We start from the raw sequence: 24,965 nt of genomic DNA, 5'->3' as shown, positions 1-24,965 counted from the left end.
AGCAATCCGCCGCTCTTTTTCTTTCATGTTCCGGATGGAGGAAGGAGAAATTGCCGATTAAGGCGGGGACTAAGATCCGGCCATTGTTCCTGTTCCGGCCGGTGATGGCTTAGGAAAAGCCGTCACGGATATGGCTGCTGTTGCACTGGCTGGAAAATTTGGGGCAGCGGCAGGGCGGATTTTTTTATTCCTTGCAGGATGAGCGGCTTGCGGAGGAATTGACTTTCCGGGGTAAAGGAGAATTGCTCCGCTCCTTTTTTGCTTGTTGCCAGAGGCAGTATTTTTATTCAGAATGCCGCGGAACAGGAGTTCCAAGTTTATGAGTTTTTCCTTTTTTTCTGCTCTTGGGGCGGTTCTGGCCGTTTCCATTTCAATTTCCCTGGCGGAGTCACGCATTCCGGATGTTCCTTCCGATCCGCCTCTGAGACCCGTGAGCGGCAGCTTGAAGGCGGGCTATTCCACGAATTACGAATTCCGCGGCCTGATTCCCGGCGGCTGTAATCCCACGGCCCCCTTGCGTCTGGACTGGAGAAGCGACCTGAATGACCGGTATTCCCTGATTCTGGCGTTGAAGGAGGAAATTTTCCTGGGGCATCCGGCGGTTGACTTGGAGAATGAGACAATGGCTGATCTTGGGCTTCAAAGGAAGTTCGGGAAGGCCACTTACGCCGCATTATCCTTCCGTGCGAATGACGGCGGTTTGGCGGGGTTTGCCTCCGAACATTTGTTCGGCAACGGTGGGACAACGTATGAAACGGCGCTGATTCTGCGCCATGATCTGGGCTTCCTGCCCGGTTTTTATGCGCAGGGAAGCGCCGCTTATTCCTTTTACGGCATTACGGGCTGGTGGTTTGACATGTGCACCGGGTCGGATTTCCGGATGACGGAAAACCTTTACATGGGTTTCAAGTTCGGCGCGGTGCTGAGTTCCTCCTACTGGCCTTCCGGCAGCAACGGTTGGCAGTCCCTGTACGTCAGGGTGACGGCGAATTACCGTTTGTTCGGGAATATTTTTGTGGAGCCGTTTGTGGGGCTGCACTGGCTCGGCAAGGGAGCCCACGGAGTGAACCGGGTGTATGGGAGAACGCTGGTGAAGGGCAATAGCTGGGTGACGGGCGTCAGCCTGGTTTATAGCTTCTGACCAGTTGGAGGTGTTTCCCCCTCCTGCGGGAAGAGGTCCGCACGCATGCGGATCATGTCAATGCACTGCACGCCGTTGTCCCAGACGGGTTCCGGGTAGTTGTCCGTAAAGTGGTTTTTGACGACGCCTGAAATCCGGAAGCCACAGCTTTCATACAGGGCCATTGGGCCCGGGGAGGCATCGCACGTTCCCAGTTCCGCATATCTTGCTCCCTTGTTCCTGATGATGTGCAGGGCGTGCAGCACCAGAGCGGTTCCGCAACCGTGCCTTCTGTATTCAGGGGCTACGGAACAGTTCATGATTTCCCATGTGTCTTCCCCCGTTTGCCGGATGACGATAGCTCCGGCGGCAGCTCCGCGGCTCCGTGCGACGTAAAGTTCGCCGTGGGCCAGATGGTCCGCTACCTGCCGTTCGTCCGGATCGGCATCCAGCAGAAGTTCCCTGAGGGGAGGGGGCGGAGGCCACACGGCTGTTTCCTGCGCCACATGGAAGGCAGGGGCCATCATTCCGCGCGCATGAAGATGATGGAGTCCGCCAGCAGTTCCCCTTGCAGGCTGTCCCCCTGGATGACGACGGGCTGGCCGGAGGTGATAAGCCCTTTTTCCTTCAGCAGGTTCAGAGCGGTGGAGATCATGCGGGCCGGGTCTTTCAGGAAGGGGGATTCAAAGGCGGTCACGTCGCGTGCCAGCGCGAGCTGCCGGACGACAACGGGGTCATTGCTGAAGGCGAAGATGGGGGCCCGTTCCGGCCTGAGGACGGCTGCCTGCGTGGCGGCCAAGCCGCGGCGGGTGAAGATGACCATGCAGGCGTTTTCCACGGAGTCCGCCAGGGAGATGGCTGCCTTGGTGGCCTTCTGCCTGTCTCCGTTCAGGATGGCGGAGGCGGCAAAGTTAAGGTTGCCGGAGCGTTCCATGCGGTGCGCGATGGAGTCCAGGACCTCCACGCAGCGCACGGGATAATGGCCTACGGAGGTTTCTCCGGAGAGCATGACGGCGTCCGCCTGTTCAAAGATGGCGTTGGAAACGTCCGTGACTTCCGCACGGGTGGGGGTGGGCTGCGTGATCATGGATTCCAGCATGTGCGTGGCGACGATGCAGCGGCGCCCCAGCCTGTGGCAGTGGCGAATAATGCGGCGCTGGATGATGGGAAGTTCCTCAATGCTGACTTCAATGCCCAGATCGCCGCGCGCGACCATGATGACGTCTGCGGCCAGGATGATGTCGTCAATGTGGCGGATGGCCTGCTGGTCCTCGATTTTGGCGACAATCTGGGCCCTTCCTCCAAGGTTGTCGATATGCTCCCGGAGCTGGGCGATGTGGGCGGCGTCCCGGACGAAGGACATGGCTACGTAGTCCGTCTCGCATTCCACGGCTACGGCCAGGTCCGCCAGGTCTTTTTCCGTCAGGGCGGGGAGCCGCAGCGCCACGCCGGGGAGGTTGATGTGGCGGCGGGAGCCGAATACTCCTTCCGTGAGCACCTTGCAGATGAGCCTGTCCGGGCGCACTTCCTCAATGCGCATGAGAATGCCTCCGTTGTCCACCACCATCGTATGGCCTACCTGGACGTCCTGCAGGAGCCCGTCATAGTTCACCGTGGTGGAGAAGGGGAGTTCCGGCTTGGCCGTGCTCAGGCGGATTTCCAGCGTGTCCCCTTTTTTCAGATGGTAGGGTTCGGGCAGGTCCCCGGTGCGGATGGACGGCCCCTGGAGGTCAAAGAGAATGGCTATGTTCGCCTGCAGCTCCGCGGCTTTCCGGCGGATGCGGAAGACGACTTCCCGGACCCAGTCGTGTTTGGAGTGGCTCATGTTGAGCCGGAAAACGTTGGCTCCGGCTTCAATAAGCTGGCCCAGCATGTCGGAAGTGTCTGTTGCTGGTCCAATGGTGCAGATGATTTTGGTGGCGCGGGGCCGGGAAGGTGTGCTCATGGTCTTTGTCAGTGCCCATACTGTATCCTACGGGACGTTCAAATGAAGTTTTTTGTGGTACATGGCAGGATTGTTGCATGTCACGGAGCGGATGCGGGAGCATACTGGCGGCATGAAGCAGATCAGGGTTGAATTGATCAACACCGGGACGGAAATTTTACTGGGGAGCATTGTGAATACGAATGCCGCGTGGCTGGGCAACAGGCTGTTTGAGGCCGGATTCCGTGTGGAGAGGGAGACCGTGGTTCCCGACGGCTATGCCATTAACGAGGCCATGAGGGAGAGCGCCCGGCGGGCGGATATCGTGATTGTGAGCGGAGGCCTGGGACCGACGAGCGACGATGTGACCAGAGAAGCCCTGTGCGACGTGTGCGGCGTGGACATGCACCGTGACGAGCAGGTGGCGGAGAGGTTGAAGAGCTATTTTGAACGCAGGGGGATTTCCATTGCGGAATGCAATTTCAAACAGGCCATGGTTCCGGACGGCGCCGCGGTGCTGGAGAATTCCAACGGCACGGCGCCCGGCCTGGTGATGCCTGCCAGCGGTTCCCTTCCCATGTTTATCCTGCTGCCCGGACCTCCGTCGGAGTTGAAACCGATGGTGGAGCAGTCAGTGATGCCGCTTCTGGAAGATCTGGCGGATGAGGATATTCCGCATCTGCGCGTTTTCCGGCTGGTAGGAATCGGGGAGAGCGACCTTCAGGAGCTGGTGGATGATTCCCTGCACCAGGTGGAGGGACTGGAGGTGGCGTATTGCGCGCGCATCGGAGAGGTGGATGTGCGCCTGGTGGGCAGTGAAGTGGCGCTGAAACAGGGGGAGGCGCGCCTGCGCATCCTGGCAGGAGCGTATGTGCTGACTCCCGCGGGAGTATCCCTGGAGAAGGCGGTGGTGCTCCATCTGGCGGAACAGGGGTTGAAGGTGGCGACGGCGGAAAGCTGCACCGGCGGCCTGATTGCCAAGAGGATTACGGATGTGCCGGGTTCCTCCGGCGTTTTTGAGTTCGGCTGGGTGACTTACGCTGACCGGGCAAAGACGAAGATGCTGGGGGTGCCGGAGGATATCCTGAAGCTTCACGGAGCGGTAAGCGAACCCGTGGTGAAAGCGATGGCGGAGGGGGCCCTGGACCGTTCCGGTGCCGATGTGGCGGTTGCCGTCAGCGGCATTGCGGGGCCGGGAGGCGGCTCGCCGGAAAAACCTGTGGGTACCGTATGGCTCGCCTGGGCTTTCCGGGGGGGAGAGACGCGGACGGAGATGATGCTTTATCCGCGGGACCGAGGGTCTTTCCGGCAGATGGTTTCCCAGAAGGCCCTGGCGGGGCTTCTGGACGCCAGAAGAAGGGAGCAGGTTACGGAATGAGGAACCACACGGGGAGCACTCCGGCTTCATGTAGCCCGCTGATGAATTCAAAGATGCCGATGAACCAGATGAACCACAGAGCGTCCACGATGTTGTGCGTGAAGGTGGCAGGATTAACGGAGTAGGTTGCGGGCGGCGGCTTCAGCCGCGATAGGGAGGGAATGAAGGAGGGGACGCTCCGGCAGTAGTTCCGGTAGGCGTCTCCGAAGAGTGAGATGAGCCGTTCCTGTTCCTTCCTGATGACGGACGGGTAGTAAATGCCGAAGGCCAATGCCGTCAGCAGGGGGACCGTGAAGGTTTCCGTGGCGCACGCTACGCCTATGCCGCCGATGAAGCTGAAAAAGTAAAGCGGGTTGCGGCACATGGAGTACGGCCCTGCAATGACAAGGACGTTGTTTTTATAACCAGCAATGTAGAGGGAGCACCAGATGCGCCCGAAGGCGCCTATGCCGGCCATGAAACAGGCCAGGAGCATGAGGCTTTCTTCTATGAGCGGGGACATTTCCCACCGGGATTCCCCAAAGAGCAGGGCGCAGCCGATAGCCAGGCCGAAGAGGAGTGAGATGAGTGTGCGGAAGCGCTCGTTGAGTGATTTTGCGTGGGCTTGCATAATGCTGAATAAAGGATAATGAAAAGATGTTACGGCCTCCGGCAATGGCGTGAAGATGTTTTCCGTGACGTTTCCGTCACCCGCCCGGTGAATGCAAAAGAGGCTGTACGCATTAGCGTACAGCCTCTTGAAGAAAAAATGGGATTCCGGAAATCAGGCGCGCCTGCGGCGCAGCATCAGAGTTGCCAGCCCCAGCAGGCTGAGGGTAGCCGTGGCGGGTTCCGGCACGGCGCCCGCTACTACGTATTGCACCTTGACGTCTCCGTTTTCCGTGTAGAGGTAGTATTGGTCCTGATAGTCCGCTGCATTTCCTTCCATGAGGCCGGAGGCCTTGGTCAGCGCGCTGCCGTCTTCAGCGGTAAAGTCCCCCAGGGAGATGGAACCGCCATCAAAACCGGCGGAGGTGACCAGCGTGCGGGTAACGAACTGGAATTCTCCCACAGTCAGGTCCGTGGATGTGGTGGCCAGCAGTCCGGAGACGGAGAAGCTGGACGCGCCCCAGATTTTCTGGTTGACGTTCATGATGCCTCCAATACCGAAGACAAGCCGTGCGCCATTGCCGCCGGGATCAATGCCGCAGACGGTGAGGTTGAGGGTTCCGTCAAGGGTGATGTCACTGCTTTTGAAGTCCACTTGCCCGAGGTTGAGGGTGGAACCGGAGCCGACCGTTACATTCCCCGTATAGCGGGTGCCGCCGACGGTAACGTTGCTGTTGCCCGTAACGGTGATGCCGCCGCCGTCGGAGGTGTCCACCATGGCGCCGTTGACGTTGACGGTTCCGGCATTGTTGAAGATGACATCCGGGCCCTGGCCGTTGCCGCGGCTGGGGATGCCGTTGCTCCAGTTGCCCGCGTTGCCCAGTTCATAGGTGTTGCCTTCCGTAGGGCCGGCCCCACCGGTCCATTCCGTGACCATGCTGGCGGCATTGGCGCAAACGCACAATCCGCAGAGCATGGCGGCGATAGATAAGGTTTTTTTCATATTAAAACAGAAATGACTTGATAAGTAAGCCCAGAAGAGACGCTGGCGCTGCAATGAGGCTACCGGATTTACAATCCGGAGTCAAGCTGTGATTCTAAGGGAAAAGAACTTGCGATGACGCCCCTCCGCCTATGAGGAGCTGTTTATATGAGATGGGGACCCGTCGGGAGCTGTCGGACTGGGGCGAGGAATGCCGCAGGCTTCTGCGGCATTTGAATTTGAAAGGGAGCGTTAGCGAACTCTCTTTCCTGGAAGCCGGTACGTCCTGACGGGCACACGTATTTCAATTGCCGCAAGGTATGCGGTACTCCCTGTAAGGAGATGGACATTTCTCCGGTTTCAGACCGTGACGGATTGTAAATCCGCAGAAATTTGAAGCTCGGAAGGGATTTTATTCGTTTTCCTGGTCGTGTTCATCCGCTTCACGGGTGGAGAAGCGCATGAGTTCCGCTTCAAAGTGGAGCGGCACGTCCCCGGTGGGGCCGTTGCGGTTTTTAGCCAGGTGCAGGTTGGCCCGTCCGGCCATCTGCTGGCGTTTTTCCTCATCTTCCGCATAGTAGGCGGAGCGGTAGAGCAGCCCGATCATGTCGGCATCCTGTTCGATGGAGCCGGATTCACGCAGGTCGGAGATGCGGGGCACGCCCAGGCTGGCGCCCGTACGGCTTTCCGGTCCGCGGTTGAGCTGGGCCAGGACGATGACGGGCACTTTGAGTTCCTTCGCCAGGGCCTTGAGGCCGGCGGAGATTTCCGCCACTTCTCGTTCGCGGCTGTTGGCGGCCTGCTTGGAGTGGGAGCGCATGAGCTGGAGGTAGTCCACGCCGATGGCGGCCAGGCCGCCCTGGTCCCGCATGACGCGGCGCGCCTTGGCCCGGAGTTCGTTGATGGAGATGGCAGCCGTGTCGTCAATGACAAGCTGGGAGGCCCCCACTTCCTTGACCGCCTGCTTGAAGTGCTTCATTTCAAGCTGGGTGAGGTTGCCCCTCTTGATGATTTCCCGGCTGCGGACCCCGGAGCGGGCGAAGAGAAGGCGTTCCACGATCTGGACCGCGGGCATTTCACAGGAGAAGAGCAGAGTGGGCTTTTTTTCATTCAGCGCAATGTGCTCGACGATGTTGAGCAGGAAGGAGGTTTTACCCATGGAGGGACGGGCGGCGATGATGAACATGTCCCCAGGCTTGAGGCCGTTGCTTTTTTTGTCCAGTTCTTCAAAACCCGTGGTCAGCCCCTGGATCTGTCCCTTGCTGGCAATGAATTTTTCAAAGTTGGTGACAGCCTGCTTGAGGATGCTTGCCAGGCTTTGTTCGTCCTTGGCGCTGTTGTAGCGTTCCCGTATCTGGAAGATGTGGGTTTCCACGGAGTCCAGCAGTTCCGCCACGTCGTCCGGATTGTCAAAGGCCTGGGTGGTGGACCGGGTGGCGATGTCAATGATGGAGCGGAGAATGAATTTGTCCTTCAGGACGTTGAGGTAGTGCTCAAAGTAGGCTCCGGTGGTGGTGAAGGTGTAGATTTCCGCCAGGCCCGCGCTTCCGCCCACCGCTTCCAATTGGTGCATGTCTTCCAGGGCCTGGGTGATGGAAACGATGTCGATGGGCTCGTTTTTATTGTAACGGGTCTGGAAGAGGCGCCAGAGCAGTTTATGCGCGGGCAGGTAGAAGTAGTCCTCCGTCATGCCGATGGTCACGCACTGGCCCACGTAAGTGGCGGGGTCCATGGCCATGAGGGCCAGCACGCCTTTTTCCGGGCCAGGAGCCTGCGGAATGTCCCTGAGGTCCAGGGCCGGGGCTTTGCGGGGGGCCTTGGTCAGTTCCAGCGGGGAGGCGGCGGTGATGGTTTCCGTAGTTTCCATGATGCGGCGGCGGGATGGGTGGCATCCGGCTGGAAAGGAATAGCACAACGAAGGGCGGCGGGCAATAGGCAACGTCGTAAATTCAGAAAAGCCTCCTTCCGTCAGAGGGACGTTCCACCGTTGTTTTCCCGTTCCTTCCTCAGTCTCAACTGGCCGCAGGCGGCGTTGATGTCATGGCCTTTTTCATACCGCATGGTAACGGGGATGCGCGCCTTGTGGACGGCATCCCGGAAGGCGCGGCAGCGGCTCTCCGCAGGGCGTTCCCATGGGAGCCCCTCCACAGTGTTGTATGGAATGAGGTTGACCTTGGCGTGCAGGCGCTTGGCGATCCGGACGAGATGGGATGCGTCGTTCAGGGAGTCGTTCACGTCCCGGATGAGGATGTATTCCAGCGTGGGCATCTGGTTCCTGTCCTTCCCCCATTCCTCCAACGCGGGAATGAGCTGGGAGAGGGGCCATTTTTTGTTGACCGGCATGATCTGGTCGCGCACCTCGTCCGTGGCTCCGTGCAGGGAGACGGCCAGACGGATTTGCCTGGGATAGGCGGCCAGTTTTTTCAGGCCGGGAACGAAGCCTGACGTGGAGATGGTGATGTGGCGCGCGCCTATTTCCAGCCCGCGGTGGGAGGTGATGATTTCCAGGGCGTCCTCCAGGTTGTCGAAGTTGGAGAGCGGTTCCCCCATGCCCATGAAGACGAGGTTGTTGACCCGTTTTCCGGCGATGGTTTCCGCAGAGAGGATTTGCCCGATGATTTCCCCGGTCGTGAGGTTGCGTTTGAGGCCCAGCAGGCCGGAGGCGCAGAATTTGCAGCCGAAGGCGCAGCCCACCTGGGAGGAAACGCAGAGGGTGATGCGGTCCGCCTGTTCCCCGTTTTCCGCAGTGGCGGCGGGGATGATGACGGATTCTACCAGACTGCCGTCTTCCATTCTGGTCAGGAATTTCCGTGTGGTGTCCGCAGAGCCGTGGACTTCCACGATTTCCGGTGTGTGGAAACGGAAGTTTTCCGACAGCAGGTTTCTGAGCGCCGGGGGAAGGTTGGTCATCGCGTCAAAGGAGGTGACGCGTTTGCGCCATACCCAGTCCAGGACCTGCTGGGCACGGAATTTGGTGTGGCCGCGTTCCGTCAGGAAGGCGAGCAGCTTTTCCTCCGTCTGGGCGGTAATGAGGGGAAGAGAGGGCATAGGGTTGAACGGACCCGTTACAGCAGGGAATCCACGTAGCGGTCCCGGTTGAAGGGTTCAAAGTCTTCAGCTCCTTCCCCGGTTCCCAGAAAGGCAGGGGAGATGTGCATTTCATCCATGATGGCTACGGCCACGCCGCCTTTTCCGGAGCCGTCCATCTTGGTGATGATGACGGAATCCAGGGGAGTGGCCTTGTGGAATTCCCTGGCCTGGGCCAGGGCGTTCGCGCCCGTGGTGGCGTCCACCACCAGCAGGGTGCGGTGGGGGGCCGCTGCATCCTGCTTGGCGAGGGTGCGGCGGATTTTGGAGAGTTCCTCCATAAGGTTATGGCGCGTGTGCAGGCGCCCCGCGGTATCGCAGATAAGGTATTGGAAGCCTTCCCGGATGGCCTGAGTGTGAGCCTCATAGCAAACGGAGGCCGGGTCCTGGTTGGGCGCTCCCTTGTAGATGGGAATTCCCAGCTTGTCCGCCCAGCTCTGGAGCTGTTCCACGGCGGCGGCACGGAAGGTGTCCGCCGCGGCCAGGAGAACGCGGGATCCCTGTTTTTGCAGCAGGTGGCCCAGTTTGGCGGCGGAGGTGGTTTTTCCCGTGCCGTTGACGCCTACGACCAGAATGACCAGCGGCTTTCCCTCCGGAGGAGCGGGCAGGGACGGAGCGGTAGCAGGAAAGGCCTGGCGGAGGACTTCACGGGTGGCTTCCACCAGGTTTTCCGCATCCAGTCCCTTGCTTTCCCTCAGTTGGTCCGCAATGTTCATGGCGCGCCGGATGCCGATGTCCGCAGTAACCAGGTCCGCTTCCAGTTCATCCCAGTCTATCCGGGAACCGCGGGAGAATTTGGTGAAGAGTTTTTTAAAGAATCCAGCCATGGTACAGGGTAGTGGTTACGCCGGGCGTTCCGTTTTTGAGATGCCGGCCAGCACGCCGTTGACGAAGCGGGGGGATTCCGCGGAGGAGAAGCGTTCCGCCAGGCGGATGGCTTCCGAGATGACGATGGGGGCGGCCAGGTCTTTGCGGTGAAGGAGTTCGTAGGCGCCCAGGCGCAGGATGGCGCGGTCAATGGCGCTGACGCGTTCCGGAGAGTAGTTTTCCAGGGTGCCGTTGATGGCGGCGTCCAGTTCGTCCCGGCGGCGCAGAATGTCTTCCCCCAGGGCTTTGGCTTCACGGTAGAGTTCATCCGCATCCTTTCCGGCTTCCACCACTTTTTTCATTTCCGCCAGGGAGGGGCGGCCGTCCGGGTGGATGAGGCAGTTGATGCGGTCGTTGATTTCCTGGAGCTTGTTGCAGGAGGAAACAAGGGGAGCCCAGATGCCGTTGTAGGCAGGGAAGTCCTTGAGGGCATCCAGCAGGCGGCGGCGCATCTGCATCAGGGTGGTGTTGAGTTCCTGCGCGGCGTCACAGGCGGCGGAAAGCGCGCCTTTGTCATTGGAGGGGTCTTCGTACAGGGTTTTTTTCAGTTGGAGCAGGGAGGCGTTGAATTCCCCTTCCTTGACCAGCAGGTCCTGGAGCAGGTCGCGGACGGGCAGGGTGAGGGGGTCGTGCTGAAGCTTGTCCGCCGTTTCCTGCGCACGGGTGACGAAGAGGCGCAGCTTGTCCGGATAGTCCCGGGTCAGGTGGCCGGAGACGGCCTTGGCCCTGAGCTTGCAGTAGTCCCCGCGGAAGGGTTCCATCAGGATGTCCCAGATGCCTTCGTCCTGTTCCTGCTCCTCTTCCGGAGTCTGGGAGGTGGCGTAGAGGTATTGGAGGGCTGCTTGTCTGATTTGGTTGCGTGAGAGCATGGCGGTAGAGAAGAGAGAGGGAGGATGTGCCTTATTGCCGGGAGAGGGAGTTGAGGAAGAGTTCCGCCATGCGGGCTGCGGTGCGGGCCGCTTCCCGGCCGCGGTTGAGCTGGGAGGCGATGCAGCGGGCAAAGGCCTGCTTTTCATCGTTCAGGAGCAGGACTTCATGAATGACGGGCGTGGTGAATTCCAGCGCGAGCCGCATCAGGGCCTGCGTGATGGTGGACCCGATGAGGTCCGCGTGGTCCGTGCTGCCGCGCAGGATGACTCCCAGGGCCACCACGGCGTCCGGGCGTTTTTCCGGAGAGCGGGAGAGGACGGATTTGATGGTGACCGGGATTTCAAAGGCTCCCGGTACGCGGATGATTTCCAGCCGGACTGCGGGGAGCACGGCTTCCAGTTCTTCCGAGCAGTTGTCTACCAGGGCCTGGGTGTATTGCTCATTGTATTCCGAGGCGACGATGCAGATTTTGGCGCGCGTGCCCGTGGCGCGCTGGCGGCGTGGAAGTTCCGTGGACATGGAGGGATGGGATGGAGTGGGAGTTTACAGGATGTGGCCCAGCTTGCATTTTTTGGTAGCCAGGTATTTGCTGTTTTGTTCGTTGGGGGGGATGACGAGGGGAACCTGTTCCGTGATTTTAATGCCGAAGCCTTCCAGCCCCACGATTTTCCGGGGGTTGTTGGTGAGCAGGCGCAATTGGTCCGCTCCCAGGTCATGCAGAATCTGGGCGCCGATGCCGTAGTCGCGAAGGTCGTCCGGGTAGCCGAGCTTGAGGTTGGCTTCCACAGTGTCCAGCCCCTGTTCCTGGAGCTTGTAGGCCTTGAGTTTTGCCGCCAGGCCGATGCCGCGGCCTTCCTGGCGCAGGTAGAGGAGCACGCCGCCTTCCTGCGCAATGCGGCGCATGGCGGTGTGGAGCTGGCTGCCGCAGTCGCACCGGCGGGAGCCGAAGACGTCCCCCGTAAGGCATTCGCTGTGCACGCGCACCAGCGTGGGCTTGTCCGGGGAGATTTCCCCGTGCACCAGGGCCAGGTGAAGGGCTCCGTCCAGATGGGATTCATAGAGGTGGCAAATGAAGTCGCCGTAGTCCGTGGGCATCTTGACGGTTTCCACCAGGCGTATCTGCTTTTCCTTGGCCCGGCGGTATTCGATAAGCTGGGCCACGGTGCAGGCTTTCAGGCCATGTTTTTTCTGGAAGCCGCCCAGGTCGCCGGTGCGGGCCATGGTGCCGTCTTCCTTCATGATTTCACAGCAGACGCCGGCAGGCTGGAGGGCCGCCATGCGCACGAGGTCGATGGTGGCTTCCGTATGGCCGGCGCGGCGCAGCACCCCGCCGGGAACGGCTCGGAGAGGGAAGGTATGGCCTGGCTGCACAAAGTCATTGACGGTGGCCTTGGGGTCCGCCAGCGTGCGGATGGTCAGGGCGCGTTCCGCGGCGCTGATGCCCGTGGTGATGTCATGGGCCGCATCCACAGAGACGGTGAAGGCGGTGGACATGTTTTCCCGGTTGACGGAGGTCATGAGCGGGAGCTGGAGGGCGTCCGCCCGTTCCGGGGAAAGCGGGGCGCAGACGAGGCCCCTGGCGTGGGTGACCATGAAGTTGATGGCTTCCGTCGTAGCGAATTCGGCGGCAATGATAAGGTCAGCCTCGTTTTCACGACCGGGGTCGTCCGTAACGATGATCATCCGTCCCTGCCGTATTTCTTCCACGGCTTCGTCAACGGTGCAGAATTGAAGTTGGTTGTCCATAAAGGGGGTGAAAGGAGAGGAGGTTATTTTTGCTTTTTGGCCCAGGAGTCCTTAAGGGCCACGGTGCGGTTGAAGACGGCGCGCTTGCCCGGTACATGGTCCCTGCGGTCCGCCACAAAGTAGCCGAGGCGTTCAAACTGGCAGCGGAATTCAGGTTCCGCTTCAGCCAGGGATGGTTCCAGCTTGGCGTTCGTGATGACGGTCAGGGAGCCGGGATTCATGACGGAGAGGAAACCTTCTTCCGCGGCATCCGGGTTTTCTTCCGTGAAGAGGCGGTCGTAGATGCGGATTTCACCGTCCACGGCGTCCCTGGTGCTTACCCAGTGGATGGCCGCCCGGCACTGGATTCCTTCCGGAGGGTTGGAGCCGATGGTGCCGGGGATATGCTCGCAGAAGATTTCCGTGATGTTTCCGTCCGCATCCTGCCGGTAGTCCGTACAGGTGATGCAGTAGCCGCCGCGGAGGCGCACTGTGCGGCCGGGAGCCAGTCGGAAGTATTTCTTGGGCGGGTCCAGCATGAAGTCGTCCCGTTCAATCCAGACTTCCCGGGTGATGGGAAGACGGCGGGTTCCTTCCTCCGGTTTTTCCGGATTGTTCAGCACTTCCGCCATTTCCTCCGAGCCTTCCGGCAGAGTAGTGATGGTTACCTTGAGGGGATTGAGCACGGCCATGCGGCGCGGAGCGTTGGCGTTCAGGTCTTCCCTTACGCTGTATTCCAGCAGGGCCACGTCCGTGAAGCCGTTGAATTTGGTGATGCCTATGGTCTGGCAGAAGTTGCGGATGGCGGCGGGCGTGTAGCCGCGGCGGCGCATGCCGGAGACGGTGGGCATCCGGGGATCGTCCCAGCCGCTGACGTGCCCTTCCTGCACCAGCTGGAGCAGCTTGCGCTTGCTCATGACGGTGTAGGTGAGGTTGAGGCGGGCGAATTCCGTCTGGCGCGGGCGTGCCGGCACGGGGCAGTTTTCAATCACCCAGTCGTACAGGGGACGGTGGTTTTCAAATTCCAGCGTGCAGAGGGAGTGGGTGATGTGCTCGTAGGCATCCTCCAGCGGGTGGGCGAAGTCGTACATGGGATAGATGCACCATGTGCCGCCCGTGTTGTGGTGTTCCGCGAACATGATGCGGTACAGCACGGGGTCCCGCATGTTCATGTTGCTGGAGGCCATGTCTATTTTGGCGCGCAGAATGGCTTTTCCTTCCGGGATTTCCCCGTTTTTCATGGCCTGAAAGCGTGCCAGGTTTTCTTCCATGGAACGGTTCCGGTAGGGGGATTCCTGGCCGGGCACGTTCACGTTGCCGCGCTGGGCGCGTATTTCCTCCACCGTCTGTTCGTCCACGTAGGCCAGTCCCTTGTTGATGAGGGCGACGGCGCATTCGTAAAAGAAATCGAACATGTTGCTGGCAAAAAAGAGATTGTCCCCCCAGTCGAAGCCCAGCCAGCGGATGTCTTCCTGGATGCTGTCCACATATTCCTGGTCTTCCTTGCTGGGGTTGGTGTCGTCAAAGCGCAGGTGGCAGCGCGCGCCCGGAAATTCCTGGGCGATACCGAAATTGAGGCAGATGGATTTGGCATGTCCGATATGGAGGTAACCATTGGGTTCCGGAGGAAAGCGGGTTACCGGTGCCTGATGCTTGCCGGAGGCAAGGTCATCAGAAATCATATCGCGGATGAAATCTCGGCGTTCGGCAGGCTGCAATGACATGGCGAAAATTCTACTACCAAATTTCCTTCTCTGCAAGCGTGTTCACTCGGAATGACATGGGGAGGAATACGGCGGATAAAGAGAGTTTTTTATCTTTTCCCGGAAGGCCCCGGTTATAAAATTTAAATAATTTATATATAGGAATGTTTGGGAATGTGGATTTCTGATGAAGGTTGGCTAAAAAATCCCCAGTCTTTTACTAGGAAAAAATGTTGTCGGCCGCTTCGTCTTGTTTTCAAGGTTTTGAGGAATGGTTGTCTGTTATAGAATATTTTAAATGTAAGATACCTAGGCTAAATTTAAAGTTCAGGAAAAAAGAGGTGGAACGGGATGGTTCGGGAAAGCGGCTGAGCTGGAGTTCAATGGGACATCCTTGAAAATTTATGCAGAATAACCGGCAAAAGGAAAGTTTGAAAGACAGGTATTGCAAAAGAATCAAAAACGTGCATATTGAACTCCGGTGAATCTGAATTGTCCACAGTGCAAACGACATATCAATGTTCCTTCCGCTGCGGAGGGTTCCATGGTGAATTGCAGCAAATGCGGCCATGAGTTTCTTTGCGACAGGGAAAAGCTGATCCCCAAGAAGCCTTTTGCCAGGGCGAAGAAGGCCGTTACCGTGCATACCCCCAAAGACCGCCGGGAGGCCATTCAGAGCGCCTTGATGGAAACGGGGCTGATTCAACTGATGTGCCTTTGCGCCTCCCTGGTCATCGCCGCCGGCTGCGTCTGGCTTTTTTACAATGCCTCTTCCGAGATGGACGGGACCTTTTTCCTTTCCATGCTGCAGCAGCCCCAGCAAAAGGCGTTCGCCCTGTTTTTCGCCTGTCTTGCGGGGGGCTTGATGGCCTGCGCCGGACGCAGGCACAAGATTGTTTTCATTTTGCTGGGCTTTCTGGTGGCGGGGGGCATTGCCTCCCTGCCTTTCGTGTATCCGGTCAAACTGAATCCCTCCCTGCTCGGCGGGAAGGAAGCGGTCGCCCAGGCTGAGGAGGAGGAAGGCGTCTCCGGCTTTACCAGCATGAGCCTGGAACAACTGGCCGAACAGAACGCTTCCGTTCAGAATTACGGGGAAGGGGATTTGAAGCCCCTGTTTGCCGCCATTGACCGGAAAGAGGCCCAGGGTGTTCTGGGCGTGTGGGTGGTCGGGGTGAATGCGGCCAACCGGGACATGGTGAAGGCGTATTTGAAGAGGATGGCCCAGTCTGAGGACGAGCCGATTTTTTATGACCGCAAAGGCACGGGCGGCGGCTTGTTCGTTATTACTCCTACTCCCATCACATTTAAGGAGTTTGTGGACGTGGCGGCCAAGATGGGGAACGTGACTTTGCAGGACAAGGAGCGTTTCTTTGTGGAAGTGGTTCTGAACCGGGACAAGTTTGAAGCGCGCCCGGCTTCCGCCGCGTTGCAGGATGAACGCCACCAGTATTTCGTACTGGCCAATTTGAAGGAATTGTCCTGTCTGGACATCCGGCGCGTGATTGCCGCAGCAAAGCGCCTGGCTTCCGTGAAGCCGGACAAGATGCGCCATGAAGTTTCCGCCAAGCTGGTGGAGCTTCTCCGGGAGCCGTGGGGGCGTGATGCGGAGTATGTGACCGCTTTGGCTTCCGCCCTCGTCGTGTGGGCGGAGCCGGATAACGCGGAGGCGCAGCGCGTGGTTTACTATGTGGCTACGGAGTTGAAGAAGGCGGACTGCGAGATTCCTGCCTCTCTGGTCAGGTTTTTGCTGCACGGTCCGGAGAAGAAGAGCTTTGCGCTGCTTCTGGATGAATGGAAAAAGGATCCCCAGAAGTGGGAGGACGAGTGCAAGGCCGTCGGTCCCACCGGGGAAGCCGACATTATCCGGCTGATGAACGAGTCGGACGATTTTGTGCTGAAACGTTCCGCCGCCCGTATTCTTGGGGAAATCGGTTCGGAGGCTTCCCTGTCCGCGCTCAAGGCTTTCACCCATGACGCCGACAACGAATTGCGCCTGTGCGCGGAGCTGTCCGTAAACCTGATTGAAAAGCGGCTGGGGATAGATTCTTCCGCGAAGAACCCCCAGTAGGGACGGCATCCGTTTCCGGAAGAGGGCGGGAGGTTTTTTATGCCCGGTCTGATTGGGACGCGTCGCACCGCTCTTTTTTCAGCTGAATGGTTCACGGGGCCGGAGGGAAGGCGCCCGCGTTTTTTTCTTTTGCGGCTGTTTTTTCATGAAGATGCGGGGAAAATGGCAGGAGGTGTTTTTGGAGTTATTTTAAACGATCTTCCTTTCCTGTACGGCTTCCTAATTGTTTCTTTTGTGATATTTTTACCATTTGGGCGCATTTGAGGGGAGGAAAGTTGTTTTTGTCCCGGAAGCATCTCTTTTTTGGTTGCGGAGAAAAGCCAATTTACTAGAATGCAACGACCATGACAGACCAAGAAAACATGAAGGCCGCCGTTCCGGATGCGGCCAGGCGATACATGCGCTACCTCCTCATCATGGCCGGTTTGGGCGGCCTGCTCTACGGTGTGGACGTCGGCGTGATTGCTGCGGCGCTCCCCTACATTGAGCAGACGGCTGGTTTCAATCCCTCCCAGCTTTCCCAGGTGGTGGCGGCCGTGCTGTTCGGCAGCGTGCTTTCTTCCCTGTTTGCCGGGTATCTGGCGGACAAGTTGGGACGCAAGGCGCTGATTACCGTAGCCGCCGCCCTGTTCACGGTGAGTATTCCCGTGATCTGCCTGTCCCAGGAAGTGTTCGGCATCATGCTGCTGGGCCGTATTCTCCAGGGCGCCAGCGCCGGTATTGTAGGCGTGGTGGTTCCCCTGTACCTGGCTGAGTGTTTGAGCGCGGAATCCCGTGGCAAAGGGACCGGGATGTTCCAGTTCCTGCTGACGGTGGGCCTCGTGTTCGCCGCCGTAGTCGGTCTGCTTGCCGCCAGTTATGTGGGCGGCGTGGAAAATTCCGGCGCGAGCGAGGAAACGCTGACTTCCGCCAAGATTTTTGCGTGGCAGGCCATTTTCTGGGTTTGCGCCGTTCCCGGCCTTTTCCTGTTTTTCGGTTCCTTCCGTTTGAGTGAATCCCCCCGCTACCTGTTCCGCCGCGGCCGCAAGGATGAAGCCATGGCCGTGCTGGTGCGCAGTTATGGAGATGTGCGCGCCAAGGAGGTGTTTGATGAAATGGTCCACATTGAAGAGGAAGAGAAGCAGAAGGCTGAAGAGCTTAAGAAGCAGAGTTCTTCCGGTGAATCCCTTCTTCAGCGCAAGTATGTGTATCCCTTTGTTCTGGCGGTCCTCGTCCTGGCGTTTACGCAGGCCACGGGTATCAACTCCGTGCTGAATTACTCCGTGAAGGTGTTCCAGCAGGCGGGCCTGGAAGGCACCACCGCCAACTGGGCGGACTTCACCATCAAGGTGGTGAACTGCTTGATGACCATCGTCGCCATGATCCTGGTGGACCGCAAGGGCCGCAAGTTCCTGCTCAAGATCGGCACTGCCGGCATTGTGGTGGGTCTGCTCGGCACCGGGTTCCTGTTCAATAATGTGGAAAAAGCCCGCAAGGACGTGACCACGGACGTGGCCGCCCTGCTGGCCGCCCAGAGCCCTTCCGTCCAGAAGGAGTTTGACCAGGGCAAGGACGTAGGCTCCATCCGCACGCTGCAGCTGGAACGCACGCCCGATTCCCCCTTCGTCAAGAACCTGCTTGCCAAGAACGGCATGGGCGACAAGGACATCAACAGGATGCAGCTCATCATCACCTATGACCAGCCGGAAGCCAATCCCGCCTGGTACCAGTTCCTGATGGGTTCTTCCACCCAGCTTTCCGTGGTGGAATTTTCCGAGCTGACCAAGGATGCCAAGGATATCAAGAAGGAAGAGGACAAGGCTTCCCTGGCCGTGATCAAGGCCGTTCCGGATTCCACCAACAAGATGGTGGTGAACGGCAAGGACGGCTATGCCATGAAGCCCGTTTCCATCCTGAAGGCGGAACTGGGCGAGAAGCCGGATACCTCCATGGGCTGGGGCGTGACCGCCTTCTTCATCATCTTCATCGCGTTTTATGCCACCGGCCCCGGCGTGTGCGTCTGGCTGGCCCTGTCCGAACTGATGCCCGCCCGCATCCGTTCCAACGGCATGGCGATTGCGCTGCTGATCAACCAGCTTGTTTCCACGATCATTGCCGGTTCCTTCCTTCCGTGGGTGGGAAGCTGCGGCTATTCCGGCGTGTTCTTTACGCTGGGCGGCATTACGGTGCTGTACTTCATTACGGTGACCTTCTTCCTGCCTGAAACCAAGGGCCGTTCCCTGGAGGAAATCGAAGGCTATTTCACAACAGGCAAGATGCCGGAAGATCTCAAGATGATCGGTGAAGGCATTGAAGCGGAAGAATAATCTTCCCTCCTGTGGTTTTCAAAGCCGCCTCCCTGTCCGGGGGGGCGGCTTTTTCATGTTCCGCCAGAGGAAAATGTTTGCTCCATGGCTCCGGGAACCTGGCTGTTCCGGGCTTCCGGCATTTCCGGAAGGAGCATGCCGGGCGTGTTTAAAGACCGGAAGAGACGGCTTGCGTAAGGTCTCTTTTGTACGGGAGAGGTCCGGGGATGAATCCTGGAACGGGCAGGCCAAGGCTCTGCTGCGGCTCGCTTGAAAGACCCGTGGCGGACGGGAACGGCCAGACCCCTTTTTCCGCTTTCACTGGAAAGGAAGATGGCGCTACTCGGTACGCGGTGCTTTTTTCTGTTTGGCCTGCCAGTCTTTAATGGCTTCCGCAATGGGGGGATACCCGTTTTTTATGTGGAAGTCATAGGCGGTCTGGCCGTCATCGTTGCGAAGGGCGGGATTGGCGCCGTTGTCCATGAGGCAAACGGCTATCTCAGGAGAGTTGCAGGCCATCAGCGGCGTCAGGCCGTCCACGTCCGGCTGGTTGGGGTCCGCTCCCGCCTTGATGAGAAGTTCAATGAGGGGGATGAGGCGTTCCGCCGGTTTTTCCTTGGTGCAGACCAGATGCAGGGGAGACTGCTTGCTTTCAAAGAAGCGTTCGTTGACGTCGCAGCCTGCCTTGATGAGCCGTTCGTAAATGGCAGGGGAAAGGCTGAGGAAGCCGACTCCGCGCGCCTGGGCGTTTAACCTGCGCTTAAGGTCCGGAGAACCGGCGTCCAGCAGGGCCAGGGCTATTTTTTCCTGTCCCGGATCAGAGTCATTGAGGGCGGCGGAGTACATGAACGGGGTGACGCCCCACGGTCCCGGCTGGTCCGGGTCGGCCCCGTGCTTGAGCAGGGACTGCACCAGCGGCAGCCTGTCTTCCGCCGTGGAGTTCATGTAAAGGCCCGAGAGGCAGGCCCAGGTGAGGGGGGTGTCTCCCGGTTCCTTAGTGCCGTCATGCATGAAGATGGATTGGGCGTTGACGGGAGCGCCCGCTTCTATCATCCGGATGGCCAGTTGATTCAATCCCAGGGCAATGCAGAGGTGCAGGGGCGTGTTGCGGTCCGGAGCCTGAAGCATGAGGTTGCCAGTCTCCCGGAATTGCTCCAGCATCCGGTAGCACTGGAGGATGGAGTGGAATTCCTGTTGAGCTTCTCCGGCGAACATGATTTCCAGGGGCCAGGAGTCGTGCAGGAAGCGGAGGGTAAGTCCCAGGAGCTTTTCATTTGCCGCCTGGATTTCCTGTTTTTCCGCTTCCGTGAGCTGGATCGTCCTTTCCTCCGCATCCGCCAGGGGGGCGGCTGCGACGGCTGCTGCGGACAGAAGCAGCATGGACCCTGTCATTTGTCTCATGGCATCCTTATAGGGGAAGGAAAGTGGCCTGTCACTTCAAATAAGGGGCATTATCCCAGTTTGGAGAGGCTGACATGGACTGCTTCCACCGTACGGTCAATGTCTTCTTCCGTATGGGCCGTAGAGATGAAGCCCGTTTCATACGGGGAGGGGGCAAAGTAGACGCCCTGTTCCAGCATGTTCCAGAAGAAGGGTTTGAAGAGTTCCTTGGAGGCTTTTTGCGCGGAGTCCAGGTCATAGACTTCCTGCTCCGTGAAGAAGAGGCAGAACATGGAACCTGCGCGGTGGAAGGTGTAGTTCCTGCCGTGCTTCCGGATGGCCTCGCGGATGCCTTCTTCCAGACGCGCGCCGAGCTGTTCCAGGCGGTCGTAGGCGTTTCCGTCCAGGAGCTCCCGGAGCTGGGCAAGGCCCGCCGCCATGGCGACGGGGTTGCCGGAGAGGGTGCCCGCCTGGTACACGGGGCCCAGCGGGGAGAGGCAGTCCATGATTTCCGCACGGCCTCCAAAGGCCCCCACGGGGAGGCCGCCGCCGATGACCTTCCCCATGCAGGTGAGGTCCGGAGTGATGCCGTGAAGCTGCTGCACGCCGCCGGGCGCGACGCGGAAGCCCGTCATGACTTCGTCAAAGATGAGCAGGGAATCGTGCCGGAGCGTGATTTCCCGCAGAAAATGGAGAAAATCGTTCTGCGGGAAGTAAAGCCCTGCGTTAGCCGGGAAGGGCTCCAGGATGACGGCGGCGATGTCGCTCCCATGGAGTTCAAAGGCTTTTTTCACCGCTTCCCGGTCGTTGTAGGGCACCGTAATGGTGAGCTGGGTCATTTCCCTGGGTACGCCTGCGCTGTCCGGTTCTCCGAAGGTGAGCGCCCCGGAGCCCGCCGCCACCAGCAGGGAGTCCACATGGCCGTGGTAGCAGCCGATGAATTTGATGATTTTGCGGCGTCCGGTGTAGCCGCGCGCCAGCCTGATGGCGGACATGGTTGCTTCCGTTCCGGAGTTGACCATGCGCACTTTTTCCACGGAGGGCACCATGCCCGTAATCATTTCCGCCATGTCCACCTCCGCCGGCGCGGGGATGCCGTAGCCCAGCCCCCTGTCCACGGCGGCATGGACGGCATTTAGAACGGTCTGCGGAGCATGGCCCAGAATGGCCGGGCCCCAGGTGCCGATGTAGTCAATGAGCTGGCGTCCGTCCGCGTCAGTGATGTAGGCTCCCTTGGCGGATTGGACAAAGAAAGGGTCGCCGTCCACGTTGCGGAAGGCTCTGACGGGGGAGTTGACGCCGCCGGGGATGACGGCGCGCGCGCGGGAGAAGAGCTGGGCGGACTGATTCATGTGCTGAGGGAAGCAAAAAGGGCAAACCTTGAGAAAGGGTTGCCCTCATTGAAATGGGTTCTATTCCCGAACCAATACTGATTTAAGCTTCAGGAGCGGAAGCGGGAGCTTCAGCGGTTTCGGGAGCGGCTTCTTCGCTCTTGTTGCTGTAACGCCATTTTACCTTGTTGCGCTTGCTGGCGGAACGGGCCTTGCGGCGGCGTTCGTCCATCGGGGTTTCAAAGGCGCGGCGGCGGCGCATTTCATCCAGAATGCCTTCAACATCCAGTTTTGTTTTGAGGCGCTTAAGAGCGCGGTCGATAGGTTCACCTTTTCTTACGGTAACTTCACGCATGATTTGTTTTCCTTTTTCTATTCGTCCGGGAACGGGAGACAATACGTAGTGCTTTCCTGCTTACAGGTCAAGATTTTTATCATGGCTGACCTATTTTTTGCCCTTGAAAGAAGGGTTCCGACGTTCGCAGCGGGTGCGAACGCCTGCATGATGCGGTTTTCCCGCTCCGGAACGGGCTTCAACTGTCCTTGCCTTACAGTGGGGGGCGTGATAGAAAGGAACGTCTCCCATGAACCGGCTGCATACATTGATTGACGGATTTCCCCGCGTGCGGATTCTCTGCATCGGGGACGTAATGCTGGACAAGTTCCTGTACGGGAGCGTCAGCCGGATTTCCCCGGAGGCTCCGGTTCCCATCATGAAGATGGACCGGGAGACGCGCATGCTGGGCGGCGCGGGCAACGTGGTGACTAACCTGTGCGCGCTGGGATGCCGCACCACCTTCGTCAGCGTGGTGGGGAATGACGGCCATGGACGGCAGGTAAGGCGTTTTCTGGAAGAGACGTGCTGCGTTCCGGAGCTGGTGGAGTGCGAAGGGTATGAGACGACCGTGAAGGTCCGTTTTGTGGCGGGGAAGCACCATTTGCTGAGGGCGGACCAGGAACAGTCGCTGCGGATGGTTCCGGAGCTGGCCTCCCGTTTTCTGGAACGGGTGGACGCCTGCCTGCCGGAGGCCGACCTTGTTCTTTTGTCCGATTACGGGAAAGGGCTGTTTGACGGGCAGACAACCCCTGACGTGATCGCCCGGTGCCGTGCGGCGGGCAAGTCCGTGATTGTGGATCCGAAGGGTTCGGATTACTCCCGTTACAAGGGGGCCACGCTGGTGAAGCCCAATATGAAGGAGTTCCAGGAGGCGACCGGGGTGACGCTGAATCCTTCCGCGACAGGGTGGGAAAGGGATGCCATCGCAGGGGCGCAACGGCTGTTTTCCGAGTTCGGCATTGAGAATTTGCTCGTCACCCTGAGCGAGCACGGCATGATTTTCATTCCTTCCTCCAATCCTTCCGATTTTGTCTGCATTCCCACGGAGGCCCGTGAGGTTTTTGACGTGTCCGGAGCGGGGGATACCTCCCTCGCCAGCCTGGGCGCGGCGCTGGCGGCCGGAGCTACGGTGCCGGAGGCCCTGGTGGTGTCCAACGTGGCCGCCGGAATCGTGGTGGGCAAGTTCGGGACGGCCAGCGTGACCGGAGCGGAGCTGAAGAAGGCGCTGGAGGAGAAGGCCCTCAAGGCGTCCTCCTGGCATCACCGGAACAATATTCTGACGCCGGAAGCCGCGGCGGAGCTGGCGGAGCGTTTCCGACGGGAGAAGAAGGTGGTGGGGTTTACGAACGGTTGTTTTGACCTGCTGCACCTGGGGCACCTGCATTCCTTCATGAAGGCGCGGAAAGCGTGCGACGTGCTTTTCGTGGGGCTGAATACGGACGCCTCCATCAAGCGGTTGAAGGGAGAGGACAGGCCGATCAATAATGAGGAGATGCGTTCCCTGCTGCTGGCCTCCCTGGATTTTATCGATTACGTGGTGCCGTTTGACGAGGATACGGCCCTGCCGTTGATTGAGAAGTTGCGCCCGGACGTGATCGCCAAGGAGGGCTATCCTCTGGAACGCTGGCCGGAAGGGCAGTACGTCATATCTTACGGGGGACAGGCTCTTGAGCTTCCCCGCCTGGAGGGCTTTTCCTCCACCAATATCATCAACCGCATGAAGAACAGTCCGGAATGAGCGAGTACATCAGGAATCAGATTTTAGGAATAGCGGATAATTTCAAGGCTCTGGCCGCCATGGCCGGAGAGATTGAACAAGTCGCCCGCGTCTGCGCGGATACCCTCAAGGCCGGGAACAAGATCATGTTCTGCGGCAACGGAGGCTCCGCCGCGGATTCCCAGCACCTGGCCGCCGAGCTGGTGGGCCGCTACAAGCTGAACCGTCCCGCCATGAATGCGCTGGCCCTGACGGTGGATACCTCCATCCTGACCGCCGTAGGGAATGATTACGGGTATGAAACGGTCTTTTCCAGGCAATTGCAGGGATTAGGCCGTTCCGGTGACCTGCTGGTGGGGCTTTCCACGAGCGGCAATAGCCAGAACATCGTCCTGGCGATGGAGCTGGCGCGCCGCATGGGCGTCAGGACCGTGGCCCTGACGGGCCAGGGCGGCGGGGAGATGAGGGACTGTGCGGATTTCTGCATTGCCGTCCCCTCCCATGCCACGAACAATATCCAGGAGATGCACATTGCCGTGGGCCATCTGGTCTGCGAGCTGGTTGAGCAGGAAATGTATGGCAGCTAAGGCTCTGTTTCTGGACCGGGACGGCGTGGTCAATGTGGACGGCGGCTACGTGCACCGCATTGAGGATTTTCAGCTGGTTCCCGGTATTCTGGACCTTTGCCGCCGGGCGAAGGAGAAGGGGTATCTGGTGCTGGTGGTGACCAACCAGTCCGGCATAGGCCGCGGCATGTTTACGGAAGGGGATTTCACCCGGCTGACGGAGCATATGAAAGGCGCGTTCAGCGCCGCCGGAGCGGAGATAGCGGACGTGTTCCACTGTCCCAGCGTGGATGACGGCCATCCTGACCGGAAGCCGAATCCCGGCCTGTTTTTGAAAGCCGCCGCCGCCCATGGACTGGATATGGCGGCTTGCGTGTCCGTGGGCGACCGGGAGCGCGACATTCGCGCTGCGCTTGCTGCCGGAGTGGGGCGGAATTTCCTTTTTTCCGCGGAAGATGTCCCGACTCTCGCCACAGCCCGTGTGGAGGCGTTGGAAGAAGTAGCGGCGTGGCTGTAAGCTTGGGAGTGATTGCTCAGGACTGCCCTGTCAGCCCTCCCCGTGTTCCGGCCGCCGGGATGTAATGATGGATGTTCCTGCTTCAAAAAGAAAGCTTTACAAGGGAATGAATATTTCTTATCTATCCAATAGGATGAAACCCTTGCTACCCCTGTTATTGATTGCGTTGTTTCCTGGCCTGTGCGCCGCTGCCAAAACCGCAGAGCCGGCCATGCCCGAGCGGCTGGAAAAAAGAGAAGCGGCCACCCGCATTACCTATCAGGGCGGAGACGGCTCCAGCTTTGAGAAGGCCGTCGTGATTGCCGGAGCGAAAAGTTCGATGGATGGCGTTCCTGCCGAACGGAAATGGCTCAAGAAGAAGTACGGAAATTACGAAAAGCTCAAGCAGGCGCTCGTCAAGGAAGGAGGCAAGTATTATGACCTGGTCACGATCAGGACGAAAAAAGGCAAGGAGCTGGTCGTCTATTTCGATATTTCCGGATTCTTCAATCGTGAAGAATAGGGGAGGCCGTTCTTTTGC

General features: G+C 59.2%; 24 protein-coding genes. 9 read left to right on the top strand and 15 right to left on the bottom strand.

Going from position 1 to position 24,965, the window contains the following annotated elements:
- Positions 1-69 precede the first annotated feature (69 nt).
- Positions 70-396 (bottom strand): hypothetical protein, encoded by a 327-nt coding sequence (locus J5W70_RS02375; protein WP_215442440.1) that lies wholly within the window; start codon positions 394-396, stop codon positions 70-72.
- Between the two features lie 34 nt (positions 397-430).
- Between J5W70_RS02375 and J5W70_RS02370 the strand changes: the two genes are divergently transcribed.
- Positions 431-1,141, top strand: a complete 711-nt coding sequence (locus J5W70_RS02370) for a hypothetical protein (RefSeq protein ID WP_146021154.1) — start codon at positions 431-433, stop codon at positions 1,139-1,141.
- Here J5W70_RS02370 and J5W70_RS02365 read toward each other — a convergent pair.
- Both J5W70_RS02365 and pyk read right to left on the bottom strand, forming a co-directional pair.
- Positions 1,129-1,647: a GNAT family N-acetyltransferase gene (locus J5W70_RS02365; protein ID WP_022396514.1), complete on the bottom strand. Its 519-nt coding sequence runs from the start codon at positions 1,645-1,647 to the stop codon at positions 1,129-1,131. The two genes, J5W70_RS02370 and J5W70_RS02365, sit on opposite strands and share 13 nt — an antisense overlap.
- Positions 1,644-3,065 carry a pyruvate kinase gene (gene pyk / locus J5W70_RS02360; protein WP_022396515.1) on the bottom strand — a complete coding sequence of 474 codons (1,422 nt, stop codon included), beginning with the start codon at positions 3,063-3,065 and terminating at the stop codon, positions 1,644-1,646. Before pyk ends, J5W70_RS02365 begins: the two co-directional genes overlap by 4 nt.
- A 112-nt stretch (positions 3,066-3,177) precedes the next feature.
- On the opposite strand from pyk, the gene J5W70_RS02355 reads away from it, so the two are divergent.
- Entirely contained in the window at positions 3,178-4,422 is a 1,245-nt protein-coding gene (locus J5W70_RS02355; protein WP_215832901.1) for a competence/damage-inducible protein A, read from the top strand.
- On the opposite strand, the gene J5W70_RS02350 is transcribed toward J5W70_RS02355, so the two are convergent.
- From J5W70_RS02350 to J5W70_RS02310, 9 genes are all read right to left on the bottom strand, one after another.
- Positions 4,412-5,032, bottom strand: coding sequence for a methyltransferase family protein (locus J5W70_RS02350; protein WP_022396517.1), 621 nt, complete (start codon positions 5,030-5,032; stop codon positions 4,412-4,414). The two genes, J5W70_RS02355 and J5W70_RS02350, sit on opposite strands and share 11 nt — an antisense overlap.
- 153 nt (positions 5,033-5,185) lie before the next feature.
- Positions 5,186-6,013: a PEP-CTERM sorting domain-containing protein gene (locus J5W70_RS02345; protein WP_022396518.1), complete on the bottom strand. Its 828-nt coding sequence runs from the start codon at positions 6,011-6,013 to the stop codon at positions 5,186-5,188.
- 391 nt (positions 6,014-6,404) lie between these two features.
- On the bottom strand, positions 6,405-7,859 hold the full coding sequence (dnaB, locus tag J5W70_RS02340; protein ID WP_022396520.1) for a replicative DNA helicase: 1,455 nt from the start codon (positions 7,857-7,859) through the stop codon (positions 6,405-6,407).
- Positions 7,860-7,960: 101 nt separating this feature from the next.
- Complete coding sequence (rlmN, locus tag J5W70_RS02335; protein ID WP_022396521.1) at positions 7,961-9,040, bottom strand: dual-specificity RNA methyltransferase RlmN; 1,080 nt, start codon at positions 9,038-9,040, stop codon at positions 7,961-7,963.
- Positions 9,041-9,057: 17 nt separating this feature from the next.
- The gene (gene ftsY, locus J5W70_RS02330) at positions 9,058-9,906 is read right to left on the bottom strand and encodes a signal recognition particle-docking protein FtsY (protein ID WP_022396522.1); all 849 of its coding nucleotides are present in this window, start codon (positions 9,904-9,906) and stop codon (positions 9,058-9,060) included.
- Positions 9,907-9,921: 15 nt separating this feature from the next.
- A complete protein-coding gene (gene nusB, locus J5W70_RS02325; RefSeq protein WP_022396523.1) occupies positions 9,922-10,815 on the bottom strand; it encodes a transcription antitermination factor NusB in 894 nt (297 codons plus the stop codon).
- Between the two features lie 31 nt (positions 10,816-10,846).
- Entirely contained in the window at positions 10,847-11,335 is a 489-nt protein-coding gene (ribH, locus tag J5W70_RS02320; RefSeq protein ID WP_022396524.1) for a 6,7-dimethyl-8-ribityllumazine synthase, read from the bottom strand.
- A gap of 24 nt (positions 11,336-11,359) precedes the next feature.
- Positions 11,360-12,562 (bottom strand): bifunctional 3,4-dihydroxy-2-butanone-4-phosphate synthase/GTP cyclohydrolase II, encoded by a 1,203-nt coding sequence (locus J5W70_RS02315; RefSeq protein WP_022396525.1) that lies wholly within the window; start codon positions 12,560-12,562, stop codon positions 11,360-11,362.
- A gap of 23 nt (positions 12,563-12,585) precedes the next feature.
- On the bottom strand, positions 12,586-14,265 hold the full coding sequence (locus J5W70_RS02310; RefSeq protein WP_022396526.1) for a glutamine--tRNA ligase/YqeY domain fusion protein: 1,680 nt from the start codon (positions 14,263-14,265) through the stop codon (positions 12,586-12,588).
- A 523-nt stretch (positions 14,266-14,788) separates the two neighbouring features.
- Between J5W70_RS02310 and J5W70_RS02305 the strand changes: the two genes are divergently transcribed.
- The 3 genes from J5W70_RS02305 (at position 14,789) to J5W70_RS02295 (ending at position 18,618) form a co-directional block, all read left to right on the top strand.
- Positions 14,789-16,312, top strand: a complete 1,524-nt coding sequence (locus J5W70_RS02305; RefSeq protein ID WP_022396527.1) for a HEAT repeat domain-containing protein — start codon at positions 14,789-14,791, stop codon at positions 16,310-16,312.
- Positions 16,313-16,351: 39 nt separating this feature from the next.
- A complete protein-coding gene (locus J5W70_RS02300) occupies positions 16,352-16,576 on the top strand; it encodes a hypothetical protein (protein WP_146020104.1) in 225 nt (74 codons plus the stop codon).
- Between the two features lie 80 nt (positions 16,577-16,656).
- The gene (locus J5W70_RS02295) at positions 16,657-18,618 is read left to right on the top strand and encodes an MFS transporter (RefSeq protein ID WP_022396528.1); all 1,962 of its coding nucleotides are present in this window, start codon (positions 16,657-16,659) and stop codon (positions 18,616-18,618) included.
- 318 nt (positions 18,619-18,936) lie between these two features.
- Here J5W70_RS02295 and J5W70_RS02290 read toward each other — a convergent pair whose 3' ends face one another.
- The 3 genes from J5W70_RS02290 to rpsU form a co-directional block, all read right to left on the bottom strand.
- On the bottom strand, positions 18,937-19,998 hold the full coding sequence (locus J5W70_RS02290) for an ankyrin repeat domain-containing protein (RefSeq protein ID WP_022396529.1): 1,062 nt from the start codon (positions 19,996-19,998) through the stop codon (positions 18,937-18,939).
- Positions 19,999-20,048: 50 nt separating this feature from the next.
- On the bottom strand, positions 20,049-21,329 hold the full coding sequence (gene hemL, locus J5W70_RS02285; RefSeq protein ID WP_022396530.1) for a glutamate-1-semialdehyde 2,1-aminomutase: 1,281 nt from the start codon (positions 21,327-21,329) through the stop codon (positions 20,049-20,051).
- An 82-nt stretch (positions 21,330-21,411) separates the two neighbouring features.
- Positions 21,412-21,663 (bottom strand): 30S ribosomal protein S21, encoded by a 252-nt coding sequence (gene rpsU, locus J5W70_RS02280; protein WP_022396531.1) that lies wholly within the window; start codon positions 21,661-21,663, stop codon positions 21,412-21,414.
- Positions 21,664-21,892: 229 nt separating this feature from the next.
- On the opposite strand from rpsU, the gene J5W70_RS02275 reads away from it, so the two are divergent.
- The 4 genes from J5W70_RS02275 to J5W70_RS02260 all read left to right on the top strand — a co-directional run bounded on the left by J5W70_RS02275 (position 21,893) and on the right by J5W70_RS02260 (position 24,947).
- Positions 21,893-23,383, top strand: coding sequence for a PfkB family carbohydrate kinase (locus J5W70_RS02275; protein WP_022396532.1), 1,491 nt, complete (start codon positions 21,893-21,895; stop codon positions 23,381-23,383).
- The gene (gmhA, locus tag J5W70_RS02270) at positions 23,380-23,949 is read left to right on the top strand and encodes a D-sedoheptulose 7-phosphate isomerase (protein WP_022396533.1); all 570 of its coding nucleotides are present in this window, start codon (positions 23,380-23,382) and stop codon (positions 23,947-23,949) included. Before J5W70_RS02275 ends, gmhA begins: the two co-directional genes overlap by 4 nt.
- Positions 23,939-24,445: a D-glycero-alpha-D-manno-heptose-1,7-bisphosphate 7-phosphatase gene (locus tag J5W70_RS02265; RefSeq protein ID WP_022396534.1), complete on the top strand. Its 507-nt coding sequence runs from the start codon at positions 23,939-23,941 to the stop codon at positions 24,443-24,445. The genes gmhA and J5W70_RS02265 overlap by 11 nt, the downstream gene beginning before the upstream one ends.
- A 133-nt stretch (positions 24,446-24,578) precedes the next feature.
- Complete coding sequence (locus J5W70_RS02260; protein ID WP_022396535.1) at positions 24,579-24,947, top strand: hypothetical protein; 369 nt, start codon at positions 24,579-24,581, stop codon at positions 24,945-24,947.
- Positions 24,948-24,965: the final 18 nt, after the last annotated feature.

Source organism: Akkermansia massiliensis (assembly GCF_018847375.1).
Classification (GTDB): Bacteria; Verrucomicrobiota; Verrucomicrobiia; order Verrucomicrobiales; family Akkermansiaceae; genus Akkermansia; species Akkermansia massiliensis.
The sequence above is the reverse complement of the archived record's forward strand: the minus strand, read 5'-3'. Positions and strand labels throughout refer to the sequence as shown.

What these genes read in the sequence shown, in the direction of transcription:
- J5W70_RS02375 (WP_215442440.1), bottom strand. Translation starts at nt 396, where the DNA reads ATGCGTGACTCCGCCAGGGAAATTGAAATGGAAACGGCCAGAACCGCC.
- J5W70_RS02365 (WP_022396514.1), bottom strand. Translation starts at nt 1,647, where the DNA reads ATGATGGCCCCTGCCTTCCATGTGGCGCAGGAAACAGCCGTGTGGCCT.
- pyk (WP_022396515.1), bottom strand. Translation starts at nt 3,065, where the DNA reads ATGAGCACACCTTCCCGGCCCCGCGCCACCAAAATCATCTGCACCATT.
- J5W70_RS02355 (WP_215832901.1), top strand. Translation starts at nt 3,178, where the DNA reads ATGAAGCAGATCAGGGTTGAATTGATCAACACCGGGACGGAAATTTTA.
- J5W70_RS02350 (WP_022396517.1), bottom strand. Translation starts at nt 5,032, where the DNA reads ATGCAAGCCCACGCAAAATCACTCAACGAGCGCTTCCGCACACTCATC.
- J5W70_RS02345 (WP_022396518.1), bottom strand. Translation starts at nt 6,013, where the DNA reads ATGAAAAAAACCTTATCTATCGCCGCCATGCTCTGCGGATTGTGCGTT.
- dnaB (WP_022396520.1), bottom strand. Translation starts at nt 7,859, where the DNA reads ATGGAAACTACGGAAACCATCACCGCCGCCTCCCCGCTGGAACTGACC.
- rlmN (WP_022396521.1), bottom strand. Translation starts at nt 9,040, where the DNA reads ATGCCCTCTCTTCCCCTCATTACCGCCCAGACGGAGGAAAAGCTGCTC.
- ftsY (WP_022396522.1), bottom strand. Translation starts at nt 9,906, where the DNA reads ATGGCTGGATTCTTTAAAAAACTCTTCACCAAATTCTCCCGCGGTTCC.
- nusB (WP_022396523.1), bottom strand. Translation starts at nt 10,815, where the DNA reads ATGCTCTCACGCAACCAAATCAGACAAGCAGCCCTCCAATACCTCTAC.
- ribH (WP_022396524.1), bottom strand. Translation starts at nt 11,335, where the DNA reads ATGTCCACGGAACTTCCACGCCGCCAGCGCGCCACGGGCACGCGCGCC.
- J5W70_RS02315 (WP_022396525.1), bottom strand. Translation starts at nt 12,562, where the DNA reads ATGGACAACCAACTTCAATTCTGCACCGTTGACGAAGCCGTGGAAGAA.
- J5W70_RS02310 (WP_022396526.1), bottom strand. Translation starts at nt 14,265, where the DNA reads ATGTCATTGCAGCCTGCCGAACGCCGAGATTTCATCCGCGATATGATT.
- J5W70_RS02305 (WP_022396527.1), top strand. Translation starts at nt 14,789, where the DNA reads ATGGTGAATTGCAGCAAATGCGGCCATGAGTTTCTTTGCGACAGGGAA.
- J5W70_RS02300 (WP_146020104.1), top strand. Translation starts at nt 16,352, where the DNA reads ATGCCCGGTCTGATTGGGACGCGTCGCACCGCTCTTTTTTCAGCTGAA.
- J5W70_RS02295 (WP_022396528.1), top strand. Translation starts at nt 16,657, where the DNA reads ATGACAGACCAAGAAAACATGAAGGCCGCCGTTCCGGATGCGGCCAGG.
- J5W70_RS02290 (WP_022396529.1), bottom strand. Translation starts at nt 19,998, where the DNA reads ATGAGACAAATGACAGGGTCCATGCTGCTTCTGTCCGCAGCAGCCGTC.
- hemL (WP_022396530.1), bottom strand. Translation starts at nt 21,329, where the DNA reads ATGAATCAGTCCGCCCAGCTCTTCTCCCGCGCGCGCGCCGTCATCCCC.
- rpsU (WP_022396531.1), bottom strand. Translation starts at nt 21,663, where the DNA reads ATGCGTGAAGTTACCGTAAGAAAAGGTGAACCTATCGACCGCGCTCTT.
- J5W70_RS02275 (WP_022396532.1), top strand. Translation starts at nt 21,893, where the DNA reads ATGAACCGGCTGCATACATTGATTGACGGATTTCCCCGCGTGCGGATT.
- gmhA (WP_022396533.1), top strand. Translation starts at nt 23,380, where the DNA reads ATGAGCGAGTACATCAGGAATCAGATTTTAGGAATAGCGGATAATTTC.
- J5W70_RS02265 (WP_022396534.1), top strand. Translation starts at nt 23,939, where the DNA reads ATGGCAGCTAAGGCTCTGTTTCTGGACCGGGACGGCGTGGTCAATGTG.
- J5W70_RS02260 (WP_022396535.1), top strand. Translation starts at nt 24,579, where the DNA reads ATGAAACCCTTGCTACCCCTGTTATTGATTGCGTTGTTTCCTGGCCTG.